Here is an 18,961-nt window from a genome sequence, read left to right as displayed (position 1 = left end):
TCGGCACCATGCCCGTAAGCGGAACGGCGTGCACAGCTGCATGACCTCCCGCTTCGTCGGTGCGGTCACCCCATCCCAGGCCACGAACGACCCCTGGTCGGGGCTGTGCTTTCGGTATGGTGTCGATGCGCTATGGGGACGGTCGGGGCGGCGGCCCGGACATGTCCCCATTCGTCTCAACACTGCGCAACCATGTGGTGAGCGCCTGGCAGGCGAGTTCGAGGTTGCCCATCTGGCAGTGCTGATCGGCCTGCTCAGCTCAGGTGAACAGGCGCGTCGTGACGCTACGGGCGGCCGCAAGCGCTTGAGCTTGTGCTCGAGTCAGTGATGGCGGCTGGAAGGCGTCGTGCTCTCCGCACACCAGCAGGACGTCCCGGCCCATCCGCCCGCTGTTCAAGTGTCCGGCATTCATGCCCAGGAACCACTCGGCGACATCGGCCGGGTCCTCGCTTTCGAGCATGTACAGCACCTGATCGACCACCGCACGCAGGGTCGGCGACAGCCGGGAACGGCTGCGCACGCTCCACCGCATGAAGTCCCCGGTGCCGCACCATCGTGCGAACCGGGGCCCGCAGCACCGGTGGAAGCCTGTGCATCCAGTCGTAGACCGGCGGCCAGGCCACGACACTGTGGATGCGGGACTCGCGCCCCGGTGCACGCAGCGCCCAGTACCCGCCCATCGAGATGCCGACCAGTCCGGCCCGGTCGAGCCGGAAATGGTCCAGCACGGCTGCAACCGGCTTTTCCCAGTCGTGGTCGGCGGTGAGCCCGTGCACCGTCCGCGCCCCTCCTTGTCCCGGTTCCTCGAAGGCGATCACGTCGAAGCCGGCCGCGGCGACCCGCTGGCAGACGGGGAAGAACTCCTCGATCAAGGAATCGAATCCGCCGTGCAGCCGAACCGTGCCGCCCGCCGGCAGCCCGCTCGCCGGAAGAGCATAGGCCGGCAACGCCGCGCCGGCATAGGGCACCTTGTGGCGGACGATGGCGGCATCAGTGAACGCGGTGTCGAAGACCTCAAGATACCGGCGGTAGCGATCCGTCTTCTGCACCGTCCGTGGCGGCGTGGAAAACTCCGCGATCCGCGCGTGACCTGCCGCCTGCCGGTACCGGCCCTCGGCGGCAGCCCGGCTCGACAAGCTCTCGAACACCGGAGCGCAGTCGTCCATCGACCGTAGGTGCGCCGCGGCGTCGAACAGCTCCTGGCGGTCGGCGAAGCCCAGTGCATGGGCCCGATTGAGTTGGTAGTTGATGAAGTCCCGTCGGTGAAAACGTTCGAATCCCAGCGGCAGAGCAACGAGCTCAGGATTGCCCACACCGCCAGCGTACGCCCGGCGTGGCCAACGCTCGAGACTCTCCGCGCACCAGCGTCCCGCCTCACCACACCGACTTGTTCCGGGTAGGAATCTTCCACTGCACCATCGCTCTCACAAGACGTGACCGGTAACGGGCCCATATGTAAAGTGCGTGGACACTGTCAGTTGGTGCGGGTCATGATCCACACCGGTGGTCCTGGGGTGGTCACGACAGCCTCGACTGTGAAGCCGAGGCGTTGGTAGAACGGGAGGTTCCGTGGGTCGGAAGTCTCCAGCAGGCAGGTTCCGCCCTGGCCGTCGATGGCTTCCAGCCCAGCGGTGACCACGGTCCTACCCAGGCCGTGGCCCTGGGCGGTGGGAGCCACGCCCACGGTGGCCAGCACCCAGTCGTGGGCGGGTCTGCGGGCCGCCACGAGTTCTTCGGCTTCCACTAAGGCTTCGAGACGATCCCCGTGGGCGTCGGTGATCTGTTCCAGCACCGCCGGTGGCAGCGGTGGGAGTGGGGCAGGCAGGAACGCGGCGGCGGCGGTGCGGTCCGGCACTGTCCACACCATCCCGTGCGGCAGCCCCGCGTGCCTGAGGTAGAGCAGTTGCAGGGTGCGAATTCTCTGGTGGCGGTCTTGGGCCGGGACGGTCCAGTTCGTCCAGGCATAGTCGTCGAAGGCGTCGGCGAGGACGTCGGCCAGCCGGGGCAGATCAGCGGCGGTGGCAGGTCGTGGCACGGGGTTTCCTTTCACCGGGTGGTGTCCGTAGGGCAAGGAGTCACCTTGCTCCGACATGGGCATGGTGCCCGTGGTGTTGACCACCACGGGCACCACACCGGGGAAGGATCTCGGTGCTTGATCAGACGTCGCGGCGCTTCAAGAGCACGGTAGCGGCAAGCAGGGGCACCAGGGCCCAGGCGCCCATGACCAGTCCTCCCTGGAGCTGGGTAAGAGCGTCGTCGGCGATCTCAATGGCCACGAGCTGGTTGCCGGCGTTGGACGGGAGGTACTCGGAGATCTCGGCCGCACGGTCCCCCGAGATCAGGCTCAACGCGGTGGGAAGCACCAGCAGCAGGGCGCTGAGGGTGACGATCCCGCCGGCGCTGTTGCGCAGCAAAGCACCTATGGCCAAGGCCATCACGGCGACCAGGGCCAGGTAGAGACCGGTGCGGGCGATGCTGCCGGTCACGCCTTCCGTGGTGAGGGCGAAGTCCAGGTCGTCGGGTCGCAGGAGGGGTTGGATGGCGGTGTAGGTGAGCAGCGCGGAGCCGGTGCCGATCACGTAGGAGACGGCCGTGATGATCAAGGCCTTGGCCGCCAACACCGGAGTGCGGGCGGGGACGGTGGTCATGGTGGCCTGGATCATCCCGGAGGCGTACTCGGCGGAGACGAACAGCACGGCCAGGGCGCCGATGAGCAGCTGTCCGAAGGTCAGGCCCCCGCCGGGTAGGGCGTGGATCATGGCGTCCGTGACGGGTTGCCCGTCGTTCATGGCTGCGGTCAGGCCCCAGGCCCCGAGGGTGCCCAGCCCCACCATGGTGGCGACCGTGGCCAGCAGCAGGTAGGCGGTGGAGCGCAGGGTCCAGAACTTGATCCACTCGGCGTGCAGGACCCGGCCGAAGGTGACGCGGCCGGAGGTGATCGCTGGGGATTCCCGGTGGTGGAGGGTGGTGGTCATGGTGGTCATCTTCCTTCGGTGACGAGTTCGAGGGAGTGGTATTCGACGTCGTCCTTGGTCAGTTCCATGTAGGCGTCCTCCAGAGAGGCTTGCAGGGCGACGAGTTCGTGGACGAGCACGTGGTGGTCCAGGGCGATGCGGGCGACCTGCCGGGTGGTCAAACCTGTCGCCTCGAGGGCGTCGGTGCCACCGGTCGTCACCTGCCCGCCGGCGCTGGTGAGCAGGTCCGCCATTCGGGCCGGTTCCTCGGCGCGCACCCGGATGCGGGCGTGGCTACCGCCGTTGAGGATCTCGCGCATCGGGGCGTCGGCAATGAGCCGGCCGCGCCCGATGACGATGAGGTGGTCGGCGGTCTGGGCCATCTCGGACATCAGGTGCGAGGACAGGAACACGGTGCGCCCCTCGGCAGCCAGTTGCCGGGTCAGGGTGCGCACCCACAACACGCCTTCGGGGTCCAAACCGTTGACCGGCTCGTCGAGGATGATCGTCTGCGGGTCCCCCAGTAGGGCCGCGGCGATGCCCAGGCGCTGTCCCATGCCCAGGGAGAAGCCGCCGACCCGCTTGCCGGCCACGGCGCTGAGCCCGGTGAGGTCGATGACCTCCCGCACTCTCGTCTTGGGGATGCCGTGGGTGGCGGCCATCGCGCGCAGGTGGTCGTAGGCGCTGCGGCTGGGATGCACGGCCTTGGCGTCGAGCAGGGCCCCGACCTGGTGCACCGGGGCCCGGTGCTGCGCGTAGGCCTTGCCGTTGACGGTGACGGACCCGGTGCTGGGTCGGTCCAGTCCCAGGACCATGCGCATGGTGGTGGACTTGCCGGCTCCGTTGGGTCCCAGGAAGCCGGTGACCCGCCCGGGGTGGACGGTGAAGGAGATGTCGTCCACGGCGGTCTTGGCGCCGTAGCGTTTGGTCAGGTGCTGTGCCTGGATCATCGGGGTGTCCTTTCAAGCGACGCTGGATCGGCTGGGGATCTGGGGTTCGTGCTTGGTTTCATGTTCCGGCGCGGGCCCGGAGGGTCGCACCGGCGAAACCACCGGGTTTCGTTCACGGCAGTCCGGGGAGGTGCAGGCTGGGCACCTCGCCCCGTGCCCGCGTGGTGGTCAGCGGGCCTCGACGGTGAAGGGCACGGTGAGCACGCGGCTGTCGGCGAGGCGGAACTGTCCCCACAGCTGGTGGAGGCCTGGCTCTTCGAAGTGGGTGTGCACGTCCAGGGTGGGTCCGTACTGCTGGCCGGGCAGGGCGAAGACGGGGTTGCCGTTCTTGTCCTCGACCTCGGCGTGTTCGTGGGTGAAGCTGTGACCGGCGGCGTCCATGACGACGACGTGGCCGGCGGCGGCGAGGTAGGGCTGCAGGTCCTCGAGGGGTTGGCCGGTGGCGGCGTCGGCGAAGGCGAAGGTCAGTTCGCTGGTCTGTCCCACTCGGGCGTCGCCGGTCAGGGTGACGCGCACACCGTCGACGGTCTGGGTCCTGGGGCTGGGAGCGAGGTCCACCGAAGCCGGGGCAGTACCGTCGATGACGATCTGCTGGGTGTCGCGGACGTCGGTCATTTGGCCTGGGCGGCGGAACTCGGTGTCCAGCCGGTAGGTGCCGGCGGTCGGGAAGGTCACGTCCACGGCCAGCTGCCCGGGTTCCCCGGTGGGTTCGGGGTGCAGGTGGGCGAAGCTGCCCAGGTCCGTCCGGGTGACGATCAGGTGCATCCAGACCTCGTGGCTCTGGCCCAGGTCCTCCACCGGTGTCCCGGTGGCGGCGTCGGTGAGGCTGACCAGGACCCGGGCGGGTTGCCCGGGGCGGACGTCGCCGGGGATGTCGAGGCGGACGTCGACCTCCGCTTCGTCGGCGGGGACTGGGTCGGTTTCGGTGGTCATCATGGTGCTCATGGCCGGGCGCATGGGCATGCCGGTGGACTGTGCCCAGGCCAGCACGCCGTTCATGCCCCGCTGGGCGGGGTCGCTGTAGCTCAGCGCGGTGAGGGCGGCCCCGATGACCAGGGCGAGCCCGGCGACGCCGGTCAGGTAGGCATAGTGGCCCACCCGGGTGGGCAGCGGCGGGTGCAGGATGTCCTGCACCCCGGCCGGGCGGGTGAATCCGCGCAGGCGCAGGGCGTTGGTGATGACGCTGACCGAGCTCATGGCCATGGCGGCCGAGGCCAGGATGGGGTCCAGCAGCAGCCCCGTGGCCGGGTACAGGGCACCGGCGGCGACGGGGATGAGCAGGGCGTTGTAGGCGAATGCCCAGAACAATCCCTGCTTGATCGTGGCAACCGTGCGCCGGGACAGGGCGATGGCCGAGACGATACCGTTCAGGTCGCCACCGATCAGGGTGATGTCGGAGGCGGCGATGGCCACGTCGGTGCCGGTGCCGATGGCGATGCCCAGGTCGGACTGGGCCAGGGCCGGGGCGTCGTTGATGCCGTCACCGGCCATGGCCACGACGTGGCCCTGGGCCTGCAGGGCCGCGATCCGCTCGGCCTTCTGGGCGGGCAGCACCTCGGCCAAGACGTGGTCGATGCCCACAGCCGCGGCCACTGAATTGGCGGTGTCGGCGTTGTCGCCGGTGACCATCCACACCTGAAGCCCGAGGGCCTTCAGTTGAGCGACAGCCTCGCCGGCCTCGGGGCGCACGGTGTCGGCCACAGCCAGCAAACCGGCGGCCTGTCCGTCCACGGCGGCGAAGACCGGGGTGGACCCGGTCCGGGCCGCTGTGGTGGCCGCCGTGGCCAGGCTCGCGATGTCCACCCCGTGGGCGGCCATCAGGGCCGGGTTGCCGATCAGCACCGTGTGACCGTCCACGACGGCTTGGAGACCGTGGCCGGGCAGAGCCTCGAAGGTCTGCACGGGCGGCAGTTCCAGCCTGCGGTCCCGGGCAGCGGCGACGAGGGCTTCCCCGAGGGGGTGCTCGCTGCCCAGTTCGGCGGCCGCTACCAGGGCCAGGATGTCATCCGGTGCCCATTCCCCGGCCGGGGAGATGTCGGTGAGCGTCGGGCAGCCGGTGGTGATGGTGCCGGTCTTGTCGAGCACAATCGCACTGACCCGGCGGGCCTGTTCGAGGGCTTCACCGTTGCCGATGAGGATGCCCAGTTTAGCGGCCTTGCCCGTGCCGACCATGACAGCGGTGGGGGTGGCCAGACCCAGGGCGCAGGGGCAGGCGATGATCAGCACCGCGATGGCGGTGGTGATGGCCAGGGTCATGTGGTTCTCCTCAGGCCCGAAGAGGACCCAAGCGATGAAGGTCGCTGCGGCGATGATCAGGACGGCGGGCACGAACCAGGCCGAGACGGCGTCGGCGAGCCGTTGCATCGGGACCTGTGAGCCCTGGGCTTCTTCGACGAGACGCACGATCTGGGCCAGGGTGGTGTCCGCGCCCACGGCGGTGACCGTCACCACGAGGGTGCCGGTGCGATTGGTGGTGGCGCCGATGACGGTGTCCCCGACCGCTTTGTCCACCGGGACGCTCTCGCCCGTGAGCATGCTCTCGTCCACGCTCGAGGCGCCGTCGAGGACGGTGCCGTCGACCGGGATCTTCTCCCCGGGACGCACCCGCACCAGCTCACCCACCACGACGTGTTCCACCGGCACGTCCAGCTCGACGCCGTCGCGGATCACGCGGGCGGTGGGCGGTGCCAGGTCGGTCAGTGCCCGGATCGCGGCGGCGGTGCGTTTCTTCGCTCGGGCTTCCAGCCACCGTCCCATCAGCATCAGGGCGAGGATGACCAGGGACGTCTCGTAGTACACGTGCAGGGGCAGGCCCCAGGATTCGGCGGCACCGGGCCACAGGGTGACGAAGGCGCTGTATCCGTAGGCGACCCCGGTGCCCAGTGCGATCAGGGTGTTCATGGTGGTGGTGCCGTGGCGGGCCGCAGCCCAGGCGGCGGCGTAGATGCCGCGCCCGGCCCAGAACTGCACGACGGTGGCCACCACCAGCAGTCCTGGCATCAGCCAGTCCATGGCGTCGATGGGCAGCGGCACGTACATCAGCACCATCAGACCCAGTCCGGTCGTGAGGGCCACCTGCCACTTGCGCCGCAAGGCGGTCAGATCGGCGTCCTGCTTGGTCTCGCGGTCGTCCGTGGCGGTCGGTGACACGGTGGTGGGTGGTACCGGTGTCGGGCTCGTAGCCGGTGGCCGGCCGGTTTCTCGTGGCCGGCCGGTGTAGCCGGCCGAGCCCAGTGCGGTGGTGAGGTCCTCCAGCTGCACCGTGTCGGGGTCGAAGGAGACCGTGGCGGTCTCAGCGGCGAGGTTCACGTGCGCAGCGCTGACCCCTTCGAGCTTGGTCAGGGCCTTCTCCACGCGCCGCACGCAGGAGGCGCAGGTCATGCCGCCGACCTCGATGGTGCATTCGGTCAGGGTCTGGGTCTGGGTCTGGGTCTGGGTGCTCATGGTCATTCCTTCAGCTGGGCAGGTCTTCTCAGGCCTGCTGTGCGGCGTGGTGGGCGTGGGTGTACTCCTGCGGGCGCAGCAGCATGACCCCGGCCATGGCCACCAGCATCAGCAGGTGCCCGGCGACCATCAGGGTGGCCGCCGAAATGAGCCCGGCCCACAGGGGCACGAACAGGATGATGAAGGGCAGATACATTGCTGCGGCCATCTCGGCGATCGGCGCCCAGCCGTGGCCGCGGAAACGCATCCAGGCCGACATGGCGATGGTCATGTCGGTGACCATCACAAGGGCGGCCAAGTCGGGGCGGGAGAACAGCTCGGTGGCACCGATCCGCTCCAGGACCCAGGACCAGACGGGGGCGAGGACGATCATGCCCACGACCATGGCAATCACCATCTCCAGGTAGTGGCGGGCGAAGGCCCGGGCACGCCGGTCTCGGGCGGTGGCCAGGACGGTGGCGGTGCGGGTGGTGCTCATGGCGTTTCCTCCGGAACGTGAATGCGGCGATGAGGGTCAGCGGGACGGGGTCACAGGAGGGTGCACCCGGCCTCCTCCAGGGCGGCGGCGACGGCGACGCGGGCGAGGGGGCGGTCGCTGAGGACCGTCACGTGCCCGGTGGACAGCTCGACGTCGACCTCCCCGACGCCGGTCAGGGCGCCGATCTCCTCGATGACGGCGGCGCGACAGTGCCCGCAGGACATGCCGGCGACCTGGTAGGTGGCGCGGACCGTGTGCTCAGTGGCGGAACGGGGCGGAACGGGGACGGTCATGGCATCTCCTCGAGGAAGTCCAACAGGAACGCGGTCATCGATGACCGGTGGATCGAGCATGCGCGCCTGTCACAGTGCTTTGGACCGGCGAAATCACCGGGTTCGCTGACCGGCGCGTCAGTAGACTGCCGCCGTGATCCAGGGACGACAGCAGGAACGCGCCGCCATCACAGCCCTGGTTGAGCAGGCCCAGGCCTCGCGCGGTGGAGCCCTGGTCGTGCGTGGTCTGCCGGGGGTCGGCAAGTCCGTGCTGCTCGAGGACGCCGCCGCCCGCACGCACGGGGTGAAGGTGCTGCGCACCCGGGGGGTGGAGTCCGAATCCCCTTTGGCGTTCGCCGCCCTGCACCGTCTGCTGCGCCCGCTGCTCGCGCACATCGGAAGGTTGCCGGCCCCACAGGCCCACGCTCTGCGGGCGGCGTTCGGGGAGATCACCGCTGAGGGCGTGGACCGGTTCCTGGTCTTTCTGGCCGTACTGAGCCTTCTGGCCGAAGCCGCTGAACACTCCCCTGTGCTGGCCGTGGTCGACGATGCCCAGTGGCTGGACGACGTGTCGGCGGCCGCGCTGCTGTTCGTGGCCCGCCGGCTGGACGCTGAACGCGTCGCGCTGCTGTTCGGCGCCCGAGACGGGGACGAGCGCCGCTTCGACAGCGGAGATCTCCCCGAGCTGAACCTCGCTGGACTCGACACCACGGACGCTGCTGAGCTGCTCGAGCGGCAGTCGGGAACTGCCGTGCCCGCCGACGTGGTCCGAGAGCTCATGGTCAGTACGGGCGGCAATCCGCTGGCCCTGGTGGAACTGGCCCGGTCCTTGGCCCCGGAACAATTGGCCGGCACATCCCGATTGCCCCACCCGGTGCCGTTGACCACCGGGGTGGAACGGGCGTTCCTGGACCGGTGCCGCCGCCTGCCCGAGACCGCGCAGACATTTCTACTGGTCGCCGCAGCGGACGATACGGGTCGACTGAGGACCGTGTGCCGGGCAGCGCGGGCCCTAGGCGCCGGCGACGAGTCGTTGGACGCCGTCGAGGCCTCGGGGTTGCTGCGGATCGTGGGAGGGCATCTGGAGCTGCGCCATCCCCTGGTCCGTTCCGCCGTCTACGGTGCTGCCACCGACTACCGCCGCCGCCGGGTGCACCAAGCTCTGGCCGACGCCCTGACGGGCGAGGACGCCTCCGAGCGGCGGGTGTGGCACCTGGCCGCCGCCGCGCAAGGACCGGACCCTGACGTGGCCGCCCAGCTCGACGAGGTGGCCCACCGATCCCGTTCCCGTGGCGGGCACGAAGCCGCCAGTGCGGCCTGGGAACGGGCCGCGGAGCTGACCACAACGGCCGAACACCGTGCCGAGCTGCTGTACGAGGCCGCCCAGAGCGCCTATCTGGCCGGGCAGATCACCCGCGCCAGAACACTGAACGAAATGGTGGCTGCCATCACCCAGAACCCGGGTCTACGCGCCGATGCCGTGCGCCGCCGGGCCCGGATCGAGTGGAACACCGGCTCGGTGCAACTGGGGCACCACATGATCCTGCAAGGAGCCCAGGATGTCGCCGGGGCCGATCCCACCCGGGCCCTGGAGATGGGGATGTTCGCCGCCGCCGTGGCCTCCTTCGGCGGGGACTCCGGGATCGACATCCGCCCCACCACACTCATCGCGGAACCTCCCACCACGGCCCCCGCCCGCGTGCACTGCTTCTGGCACCTGCTCGTGGGCCTGGACCACATCGCCCGCGGCGACATCGAACAGGGCGCCCCGGCCCTGCGCGCAGCTTTCGCCGACAAAGTCACGCTGGAGGGCATCGACCAGGACCTGTTGCCCAACCTCGGCATCGCCGCCCTGCACCTGGGCGATGACCACGCCGCCCGCCACTACCACGACCTGTTGCTCTCCAGAGCCCGCTCCACCGGCGCCTTGGTGATGGTGCTCTACGCCCTCACCCGGCGGAACCTCACCGACATCGCCGTCGGCGACTGGGCAACCGCCCGCGCAGGGGCCACCGAAGCCCTGCACCTTGCTCAGGGCATCGGCCAACCCGGCCTCACGGCGCTTCCACACGCCCTGCTCGCCCTGCTGGACGCTCTCCGGGGCGAGGAGTCGCACCTGCAGCACCTGGCCGCCACCGAGCAGATCGTCCAGCATCATCCGACGGGCATTGTCACCGGGATCGTGCACGACCTGCTCCACTGGGGCAGGGCCGTCGCCGGCGAGGACCCGGCATCTGCGCACTACCACCTGGCCGAGCTGAGGCTCCCGATCATTTGCCGCCAGGCAACCATCGATCGGGTCGAGACCACCGTGCGCGCAGGGCACCTGGGCCAGGCGCGCACCTGGGTCGAAGACGTGGAGAAGTTCGCCGAAGCGACCGGCACTGCTTGGGCGTCCGCCGCCGCACTTCACGGCCGGGCACTGCTCACCGACGGACCGGAAGCCGAAAGCTACTACCGCGCCGCCCTGGAACACCATCAGAACTCCCCGCGCGTGTTCGATCGCGCCCGCACCCAGCTGGCCTACGGCGAGTTCCTGCGGCGGGCACGCCGCAGGGTCGATGCCCGCCCCCGGCTGCAGGCCGCCCTGGAGACCTTCACCGATCTCGGGGCCCGCCGTTGGGAAGAACGCGCCGCCCAGGAGCTGCGTGCCTCTGGGCGCACGGCCCGTCGGCGCGACCCCTCCACCGCGGTGGCGCTCACCCCGCAGGAGATCCAGGTCGCCACCCTCGTCCAGGAGGGCATGACCAACCGGGAGGCAGCCGCCCACCTGTTCCTCAGCCCCCGCACCATCGACTTCCACCTGCGCAACATCTACGCCAAGCTCGGCGTCTCCAGCCGGGCCGAACTCATACGCCACCCCCTCGATGCGGGAGCTCGCTCGTCCGGCGCTTCCCGACCCCGGTGATTTCACCGGTGCGAGCCCCACCGGCCCCTTCCTACCCTGATGCCATGGCCCCTGAGACACCGGCCGGGCCACCCGACCGGAGGGGCACCACCGCACAGGAAGGACCCAATCATGGAAACCACAGCGATGCCGGCCAACTACCTGCTGGGTGGAGCCATCAACGGCGCAATCCTGGCCCTCGTGGCGTTCCTGCTCTCCCGCTACCTTCGAGAAATCATCGGCAGGGTGCTGCTCGCTCTCGTCCTGGTGGCCGCCGGAGGGTTCTACGTCGGCTTCGCCATCACCGCCGGAGCCGGCCCCGGCTGGGTGGCCCTCGAACTCGCCCAAGCCGGAATCCTCGCCACCTTCGCCGTGCTGGGCCTGCGCCGCTCCCCGTACTGGCTCGCCGCCGGCTGGGCCCTCCACCCCTTCTGGGACATCCCCCTGCACCTGTGGGGCCCCGGACACGCCTTCGCTCCAGAGGCCTACGCCGTCTCGTGTCTGACCTATGACTGGGTAGTGGCCCTCTACGTCGTCATCGCCTACACCGCCACTGGCGCAACCCGGTTCCAACGCCGTCCGGTGACGATGCCCGCACACCAGCGACGCCTGCAGCACCACCCCACACACTAGGGAGACCTCAAACCGTCAGTTGTGGACGTGCTCGCATCCACCGATGCAGCAGAGCCCGCGACATCCCAAGGCGCCGAGCGACCTGAGTGACCAGCTACCCAACCTCGAGCAACAGCACCGCAGCATGGAACAGGAAGACGGTGAAGACAGGGCGCCTCCCACGGAGGTCTTTGCCAGCCACCCGGCGCTTGGCCATCGAGTCGGTGATCCGACCCCGCTCGACCACCATTCCATCTGAGCCACAGCCGCCATGACATTGACGACCATCAAAGCCATCGATGGGGACGGCCGCGACTCCACCACCGAGACCCAGCACCCTAACCCATCGTCTCCACTCCGCAGTTACTCGGCAGAAGCCAGCATGTTCTGTGCCGACTGACCATGCCGCAGACGAGCCTCTTGCGCAGGCTCCCACACGAAAGGAAACACCTGCCATGACATCATCGACACTGCTCCTGGACCTGCTCTACCCAATGGTCGTCTTCTGGATCCCCGTGGCCATGTTCATCGGCATCGGCCGGAGATCGCGCCTGGCACATGAACGCACAATGATCACCCGATGTGCCTGGACGGATCTGTACAGCGACTTCCGCCAAGGTCTGCGCGTCAGCTCCGCGAACTCCCCCTTGGCCGAGCTCATGGAAGACACATCCGCCCCGACAACACAAAACCAGGCTGCTCCACCCCACCCGGGTCCACACTGAGCTGTCCGGCGGCAACCGGCATAGCGCGAAACGCAACCCCTATAGCAACGTCCTGGCCCGGAGGGGATTGTCGGTGGCTCTCGTGCGGCGGGTGGGTGTTCAGCCGGTGCGGTCGGCGCAGCGCAACACGCGCAGGTAGGCCCAGCAGTGCCGGGCCCGGAGGAGGCTGATCACGGCGAGGCCTGCGAGGCCGAGTATCCACCACACCCAGGACGGCTCCGCCACCAGGAGCCAGGCCAAGGCCATGCCGACCGTGGCGGCCACAGCGTAGACCGCGGCCTCGACACGCTGGCAGGCCGTGACCCCGGCCGCGGTGCGCACCTGCGGATCCGTCGGCACCGCACCGTCCCCAGATGCCGACACCAGCGCGGACCGAAGCTGCTGTGCAGGCACCTGCAGCAGGCCGGGCCGCGGGGCTCGCGCCAGAGGGGCCAGCACATGGAACAGCACGACGAGGCCGATGAGCAACGCCACCCACCACGGTGTGTCCAGCACGGCGGGCGTGGTCGACGACCACCACAGCGCCGCTGGCATCGCTATCGCCAGGACTGCGGCGGCAGGCATGGCCCGCACCACCACCCGTGCGAGTGTGGGCGCCGGGACGGTCTCGACCCGCGGGGCAGGACCGTCTGGCGCGGGGGCCGTGGGCTCACTCATGTCTGGACCCTACCGATCGGAGCACCACGGGCAGAGCACCCGGCGCGGACGGTCCTGATTCCTCACAGCGGTGGATCGAGGGGTTCGTCGACGGCGTGGATCTCGTTGGTGAGGCTGCTGCCCCCGATGCCGTCCAGCGCGGTGATGTCCACGACGATGCCCGTCTGCACGTCCAGATGCACGCAATACACAGTCGGGACCTCACCTGTGATGAGAACCGGATCCTCGGGGCCGTACTCAGAGATCAGGCTGGCGGGGCTGAGCAACAGCGGGCAGCAACCGCACCTCGGGTCGTAGCCGCCGCCCCATTCCTCGTCGTCTTCGAGCAGCGGCCGGCAGGTCGCCGACCACGTGGGACGGCCCCGCAGCACAGTGGCCGCGACATCACTGACCTCCACCCCCTGGCTGAGCTCTGCCGGATCGAGCATGGCCGTGAACTGGTAGTCACGCCACATCGGATCGCCGTGGTCGTAGTGCGACCCTTCCGGGCGCCGGGTGACCAGCCCGTCCGGACGCAGAACGACCCCCGCGTCCGAGGACGGCCGGACATCGCACACCGCGCCACCGCCGTCGTGGTCGTGGTCGTTGCAGCTCACCAAGCTGACGGCTGTTCCGTAGGGCACGCCCTCGGCCGTCTCGACCCATGCGCCGGAGCGCACGGTCAGCCGTCCAGTACCCCGGTCGAGCCAGACCTCGACCGGACCGCCGATCGGAGTGCTCCCGTTGTCCTGCTGGCACCGGTGGGTAAGGTGCACAGTGGTGAACCGCCACGGCGAGCTGGACGCCAGAGCGCGGAAGTCCACCGCAGTAGGGGTGCCGGGCAAGGACTCGCTGCTCACGCCACCGAGTAGAGCACACCCCAGCCCTGCGCCACGGACCCTTGGGATCAATCAACCGCACCGAAGAACAACACCACCTTCGAGGAACCCCTACTGCAATGCCGCACCGCAGACACCAGGCCCAGAAGGACTTCGGAAGCTGTCGCCAGAGCCTCCCCGCGCGATAGCCCGCCAGAGCCCCATCACCGAGGATCCGTCATGTGAATGACTCCTCTGGCTCGACCCCAACGCTGCGGGGCTATACCGAGCACCACAATCGCGCCTACCCTCAGCGCACAGGCGGAACCCGTGGAGAAGGCCATACATGCCATAGGACTCGCCAGATGCACGACCCCGGGGACAGGCACCGGCGGATGGATCCGCCGGGCGCCGTGACCGGTTGTTGTTCCGCACGAGCCCAGGATCGAGGAGCCACCCATGCGCAGCCTCATCGTCAACAACATCGTTTCCCTCGACGGGTTCTACGCCGATGAGAACGGCAACCCGGTGGTGCTCACCATGGACCAGGCCTTCGACGCCTACAACCTCGAGCGCCTCCGCTCGGCCGGGACCGTGTTGCTGGGCCGCACCTCCTTCGAAGGCTTCGGCGGCTACTGGCCCTTCGTCGCCGACGCCCCACAGGAGGCGACCAACCGGGCCCTGAGCCAAGACAACCGAGAGATCAGCCGCATCTACAACTCCATCCCCAAGGTCGTCGTCTCCGACTCCTTGGAGGTGCCCGCGGCCCACCCGTGGGCGGCCACCACCACCGTCATCGGCCGCGGTGACGTGGGCCAGTGGCTGGCCCACGAGCAGCGCAACGGCACCGGAGACATCATCGTCTTCGCCAGTCGCCTCATGTGGAACGGCCTGCTGACCCAGGGACTGATCGATGAGCTGCATCTGACCGTCAGCCCCGTGGCCCTTGCTGCCGGCCAGCCTTTGTTCCTGTGCCCCATCGAGCTGTCCTTGATGGAGGCCCGAGCGTTTCCCGGCTCAGGCAACGTCCTGCTGCGCTACCGCCCCGCAAGTACGTGACCGCTCCATCACAGCAGGCAGTGTCCCTGCCTCACCCGAAGGCGAACTGAATGGTGGCCAGATCCCGGCTCCGCCCAATAATGTAGGCCTACACGAACCTCACCATGGGCATCAGCGGAACCCGTGCTGCAACAGTCCCTCCGCCGCTAACCGGCCATATGTAGAGCAGTGCTGTGCCTGACCATGTCCGTCGACCTCTGCTCAGAACCACCCGTGGGTCGATGGATAGGTGCGCGACGGTTGGTGAGAGGCACTTCGCCCAACACAAGCACGATCGGGCGGGGGCGGCTTCATCGCTCAGGTTGTCGCTGAGGGGCGCCCGATGCGACGGTCGATCGTTGAGGCTGCTACGGCGACGGTGATGAGGGTCGCGGCCAGGGCCAGGGGCAGCTGTGCGGCGCCGGTGACGAGGACCCCGGCCAGGGCGGTGCCGGCGGAGCCCGCGGTGATCTTCAGCGCGCCGATCCACACGAACACCTGGCCGCGGGCTTGGCGCGGGGCGTACTCGCTGCGCGCGGCCAGGGTGGCGGCGAAGAAGTAGGAGTTGAGGATGCCGGCCACCGCGTAGGTGACCAGGGCAAGGGTGAAGGTGTGGGCCAGGGTGGCGCCGATCAGGGCGGTGGCCACAGCCACCGCCAGCCAGGTCATGAGTCGGTCCGCGTCCGTTGTGAAGGGGCGCACCATCACCCCGACGGATCCGGCGAGGCCGCCCAGCCCGTAGGCGGCGGTGAGCAGCCCGGCGGCGGCGGGATCGATGTGCAGGTGTCCGGTGGAGGCGACCGCCGCGATGGGCAGCGCGGCCACGGACAGCGCGACGACCATCGTCAGGTAGAGCGTACGGCGCAGCGGGCCGAAGGCCGCCATCATCCTCAGGGTGCGTCCGGGCGAGGGGACCTCGCCCGGGTGTGCGGCCGGCGGGGCGTAGGGCAGCAGCCGCACGAAGCCTGCGGCCGCGAAGGTGGCAACGGCGAGCACGAGCCCGGCAACAGCAGGGTCGGCCCAAGCCGAGACCGCCGCGACGAGGCTGGGGCCGATGGTTCCGGCGATGCCGTAGGTGGCCACGTCCCAGCCCTGTGCCCGGCGCTGATGGAGCCGGTCCGGGCCGGCGATGGCGGGCAGGCGACTGCTGATTCCCCCGGTGAGCAGCGGCCCGACCAGCCCGGAGGCGATCAGCAGGAGTCCGGGGACGATGGGGCTGGTGAGCGGGTAGAGCAGCACGGCCGCGGCCAGGGTGGCCCCGTGGAGGAGGCAGGCCCCGGCGATGACGGTGCGCCCGTCGTGGGCGGTGTCCAGGCGGCGGGCGATGAACGGGCCCAGCAGGTGCGGGGCGGTGATGGCAGCAGCCAGCAGACCGGCCAGCCAGCCCGGCGCCCCGCTGATGGTTACGAGCAGCACGATGGCCAGCACCGCTCCCCCGTCGGCGGTGCGCGCCAGGGTCGCCGCCACGACGTAGCGAGGCAGGCCCCTGGAAGCAGGTGTTGTCACTGAACCCGGGCGGGCCGTGGTGCTCTGCGACCGGGCACGCTGTGCGGGCGGCGTCTCGGGTGGGGACGGCGGGACGGGCCCGAAGGCGGACGAATCGTGGCGGTACACGTCCTCACCCGGCCAGTCCGGTGGTCTGCAGGGCCGCTTGGAGCTCGGCACGGCCCTGTGGGGACAGCCCGAGCAGCGGCAGGGGCAGACTCGGGGACTGTGCCCATCCGAAGGTTTCGGCGATGGCGGCCACCGCACGCAGGCTGCCGTGGCGCCGGAACAGCGCCCAGATCGGCTCCAGGGCCTGGGACAGCACTTGAGCCTGCTCCCGGTGACCGGCGGCGGCGGCGTCCACGATCGCCTGGGCCGTGGCGGGGAACACCCCGCCGAGCACCGAGTACCAGCAGTCGGCTCCGGCCAGCAGCGCCTCGGCGGCCACCCAGTCGCCGCTGATGCCCACGGAGACGCTGCCGGGCAGGCCCGCTCGGAGCGTGGTGACCCGGTCGGCCACCTCTGCGGCAGGGGGTGGGCTCTTGATCCCGGTGATGTTCGGCAGCTGGACGAGGCGGGTGTAGAGCTCATCAGTGAACGTGAAACCGGTGGTGCCGGGGTTGTCGTAGACGATCACCGGCACGGAGGTCGCGGAGGCGACATCGCGATAGAGCCCGTAGACCTCCCCCTCCGTGAGGCGGTGATAGGAGACCGGGGCCAGCAGCAACCCGGCCGCACCGGCCATCTGCGCGTCCTGGGCATAGGTGAGCACCTCGCGGGTGCGCAGCGCCCCGATCCCGGCGATCACCGGCGTCCCGGCAGCGGCGGCGACCGCCATCTCCAGCACCGTGGAGCGTTCGGCGCGGTCCAGGTAGGGGTAGAGCCCGGTCGAGCCCAGCACCCCGATGGAGTCCACCTCCGCCGTGGCCAGGCGGGCGACCAGGCCGGTCAGGGCCGCCTCGTCGACACCTTCCTCGGACACCGGGGTCAGGGGGAAGGCACAGAGCCCTTCAAGCATGCGGCTTCTCACTTTCGCTCAATCCCGGTGGTGCCTTCACCACCGATGCTGGGGAATCATCGATCGGATGGAACCCATGCTGGCAAGCCGATTGGTCCTAACCTAGATCCAAGAACGACTGGAGGAAGGGGACCAAGAATGGCTGTCGCTGAGCTGCCCATCACCGTGGACCGCAACAATCCGACACCCCTGCCCGCCCAGGTGGCCGCCCAGCTGCGGCAAGCGATCCTGGAAGGCACCGTGGGAGCACCACACCATCTGCCCTCCTCTCGACGGCTTGCCGCCGAGCTGGGCGTCTCCCGCGGGGTGGTCGTGCGCGCCTACGAACAGCTCACCGGGGAGGGCTACCTCGAAAGCCACGGCGCGGGAGGCACCCGCGTCGCCGTGCGGGCCGACGTGCGGACCCCAGTGAGCACCGATCCACCCCGCCCCCGTGACGAACCGTCCCACCCGGTCATCGACCTCACCCCGGGGCGACCCTCGGACACCCCTTTCGCCGACCGCTCCTGGCGCACCGCCTGGCGAGAAGCCCTGGTCGAACCCGGCCACGTCGACCTGCCGCCGGCGCTAGGGACTGACCGGCTGCGGGCCGCCATCGCCGGGCATCTCGCCACCGCCCGGGGGCTGAGCGTGGACGCCGAGGACGTCATTGTCACCGCCGGCACCAGTGACGCGCTGCAGCTGATCGTCACCGCCCTGCGGACCCGCTCCCCCGCACCCCGGGTGCTGGTGGAGGACCCGGGATACCCCACCGCCCGACGGGTGCTGGCTGCCGCCGGCGCCCAGGTCGAGACTCTGCCCGTGGGCCCGGACGGGCTGCGCACCACCCAGCTCACCACCGTGGACCCTGTCCCGGACGCGGTGCTGATCACCCCCAGCCACCAGTACCCCTTGGGCGGGCGGATGCCGGTGCAGGAACGGCTGGCCCTGCTGGAGTGGGCCGCAGAGCACCGGGTACTGGTTCTCGAGGACGACTACGACAGCGAGTTCCGCCACCGACGGATGCCGCTGCCGGCCACCGCCTCCCTTCCCTCCCAAGCCGAGGTGATCCTACTCGGCTCCTTCTCGAAAACCCTCAGCCCCTGGCTGCGCTGCGGCTACCTCGCAGTGCGCGGCACCTCCGGGGACCTGCTGAAAGAGACCCGCACCAGCCTGGACACCCCCGTCTGTGGTGTCCTGCAGTCCGCACTGGCCCACTACATCGACGGCGGCGGACTGGCCCGACACACCGCCAGAGCACGCCGGGCCTATGCCCACCGCCGCGCCCTGCTGCTGGACCGGCTCGCAGACCGGCCCGATCTCGAACTCGACGCCCTGGAAGGCGGCCTTCACGCCGTCCTCCGCCTCCACCCGCAGATCGACGCCGAGCAGCTGGCCACAATGGCACTGACCCACGGCGTACGAATCGTCCCCCTCGCCTCCTACTACGCCCACCGGCCACCCGAGAACGGGCTCGTCATCGGCTACGGCGCACCAACAGACCTCCAACTCACCCACGCCCTGGACACCCTGCTCCAGCTGATCGACACCACGGTCCCGCCCGACGGGCGGGACCGCACTTGAAGGGACTGTCGCTCTAACGGTGTAAGAGGCGGTTTCATCTTCAGTGGTTCTCCGCCGCCTGCATCCGGTCGGCGAAGGCGA

15 protein-coding genes are annotated in these 18,961 nt (G+C 69.5%); 4 read left to right on the top strand and 11 right to left on the bottom strand.

Annotated features, from left to right (window positions below):
* Positions 1-284 precede the first annotated feature (284 nt).
* The 7 genes from RF647_RS05725 to RF647_RS05695 all read right to left on the bottom strand — a co-directional run bounded on the left by RF647_RS05725 (position 285) and on the right by RF647_RS05695 (position 8,119).
* Complete coding sequence (locus RF647_RS05725) at positions 285-1,313, bottom strand: alpha/beta hydrolase family protein (RefSeq protein WP_368810890.1); 1,029 nt, start codon at positions 1,311-1,313, stop codon at positions 285-287.
* Between the two features lie 161 nt (positions 1,314-1,474).
* Positions 1,475-2,119: a GNAT family N-acetyltransferase gene (locus RF647_RS05720; RefSeq protein ID WP_368810889.1), complete on the bottom strand. Its 645-nt coding sequence runs from the start codon at positions 2,117-2,119 to the stop codon at positions 1,475-1,477.
* A 37-nt stretch (positions 2,120-2,156) separates the two neighbouring features.
* Positions 2,157-2,975: an ABC transporter permease gene (locus RF647_RS05715; RefSeq protein WP_368810888.1), complete on the bottom strand. Its 819-nt coding sequence runs from the start codon at positions 2,973-2,975 to the stop codon at positions 2,157-2,159.
* A gap of 5 nt (positions 2,976-2,980) precedes the next feature.
* Positions 2,981-3,904 carry an ABC transporter ATP-binding protein gene (locus tag RF647_RS05710; RefSeq protein WP_368810886.1) on the bottom strand — a complete coding sequence of 308 codons (924 nt, stop codon included), beginning with the start codon at positions 3,902-3,904 and terminating at the stop codon, positions 2,981-2,983.
* Between the two features lie 168 nt (positions 3,905-4,072).
* Positions 4,073-7,348 (bottom strand): heavy metal translocating P-type ATPase, encoded by a 3,276-nt coding sequence (locus RF647_RS05705; protein WP_368810885.1) that lies wholly within the window; start codon positions 7,346-7,348, stop codon positions 4,073-4,075.
* A gap of 28 nt (positions 7,349-7,376) precedes the next feature.
* Positions 7,377-7,826 (bottom strand): hypothetical protein, encoded by a 450-nt coding sequence (locus tag RF647_RS05700; RefSeq protein ID WP_368810884.1) that lies wholly within the window; start codon positions 7,824-7,826, stop codon positions 7,377-7,379.
* A gap of 50 nt (positions 7,827-7,876) precedes the next feature.
* The gene (locus RF647_RS05695; RefSeq protein ID WP_368810883.1) at positions 7,877-8,119 is read right to left on the bottom strand and encodes a cation transporter; all 243 of its coding nucleotides are present in this window, start codon (positions 8,117-8,119) and stop codon (positions 7,877-7,879) included.
* 133 nt (positions 8,120-8,252) lie between these two features.
* Here RF647_RS05695 and RF647_RS05690 point away from each other — a divergent pair, with 133 nt between their 5' ends.
* Entirely contained in the window at positions 8,253-11,006 is a 2,754-nt protein-coding gene (locus tag RF647_RS05690; RefSeq protein WP_368810882.1) for an AAA family ATPase, read from the top strand.
* Between the two features lie 111 nt (positions 11,007-11,117).
* Positions 11,118-11,618: a DUF6010 family protein gene (locus RF647_RS05685; protein ID WP_368810881.1), complete on the top strand. Its 501-nt coding sequence runs from the start codon at positions 11,118-11,120 to the stop codon at positions 11,616-11,618.
* A gap of 803 nt (positions 11,619-12,421) precedes the next feature.
* Here the strand turns inward: RF647_RS05685 and RF647_RS05680 are convergent.
* A complete protein-coding gene (locus RF647_RS05680) occupies positions 12,422-12,979 on the bottom strand; it encodes a hypothetical protein (protein ID WP_368810880.1) in 558 nt (185 codons plus the stop codon).
* Between the two features lie 62 nt (positions 12,980-13,041).
* Positions 13,042-13,818, bottom strand: coding sequence for a hypothetical protein (locus RF647_RS05675; protein WP_368810879.1), 777 nt, complete (start codon positions 13,816-13,818; stop codon positions 13,042-13,044).
* Positions 13,819-14,235: 417 nt separating this feature from the next.
* Here RF647_RS05675 and RF647_RS05670 point away from each other — a divergent pair, with 417 nt between their 5' ends.
* A complete protein-coding gene (locus RF647_RS05670; RefSeq protein WP_368810878.1) occupies positions 14,236-14,835 on the top strand; it encodes a dihydrofolate reductase family protein in 600 nt (199 codons plus the stop codon).
* 297 nt (positions 14,836-15,132) lie between these two features.
* Here RF647_RS05670 and RF647_RS05665 read toward each other — a convergent pair whose 3' ends face one another.
* Together RF647_RS05665 and RF647_RS05660 are read right to left on the bottom strand one after the other, a co-directional pair.
* Positions 15,133-16,320 carry an MFS transporter gene (locus RF647_RS05665; RefSeq protein WP_368810877.1) on the bottom strand — a complete coding sequence of 396 codons (1,188 nt, stop codon included), beginning with the start codon at positions 16,318-16,320 and terminating at the stop codon, positions 15,133-15,135.
* A gap of 112 nt (positions 16,321-16,432) precedes the next feature.
* The gene (locus RF647_RS05660) at positions 16,433-17,317 is read right to left on the bottom strand and encodes a dihydrodipicolinate synthase family protein (protein WP_368810876.1); all 885 of its coding nucleotides are present in this window, start codon (positions 17,315-17,317) and stop codon (positions 16,433-16,435) included.
* 138 nt (positions 17,318-17,455) lie between these two features.
* On the opposite strand from RF647_RS05660, the gene RF647_RS05655 reads away from it, so the two are divergent.
* Positions 17,456-18,880 carry a PLP-dependent aminotransferase family protein gene (locus tag RF647_RS05655; protein WP_368810875.1) on the top strand — a complete coding sequence of 475 codons (1,425 nt, stop codon included), beginning with the start codon at positions 17,456-17,458 and terminating at the stop codon, positions 18,878-18,880.
* Positions 18,881-18,961 lie beyond the last annotated feature (81 nt).

This window comes from Kocuria sp. CPCC 205263, assembly GCF_040981075.1.
GTDB lineage: Bacteria > Actinomycetota > Actinomycetes > Actinomycetales > Micrococcaceae > Kocuria > Kocuria rosea.
This window is presented reverse-complemented; position numbering and strand designations above follow the sequence as displayed.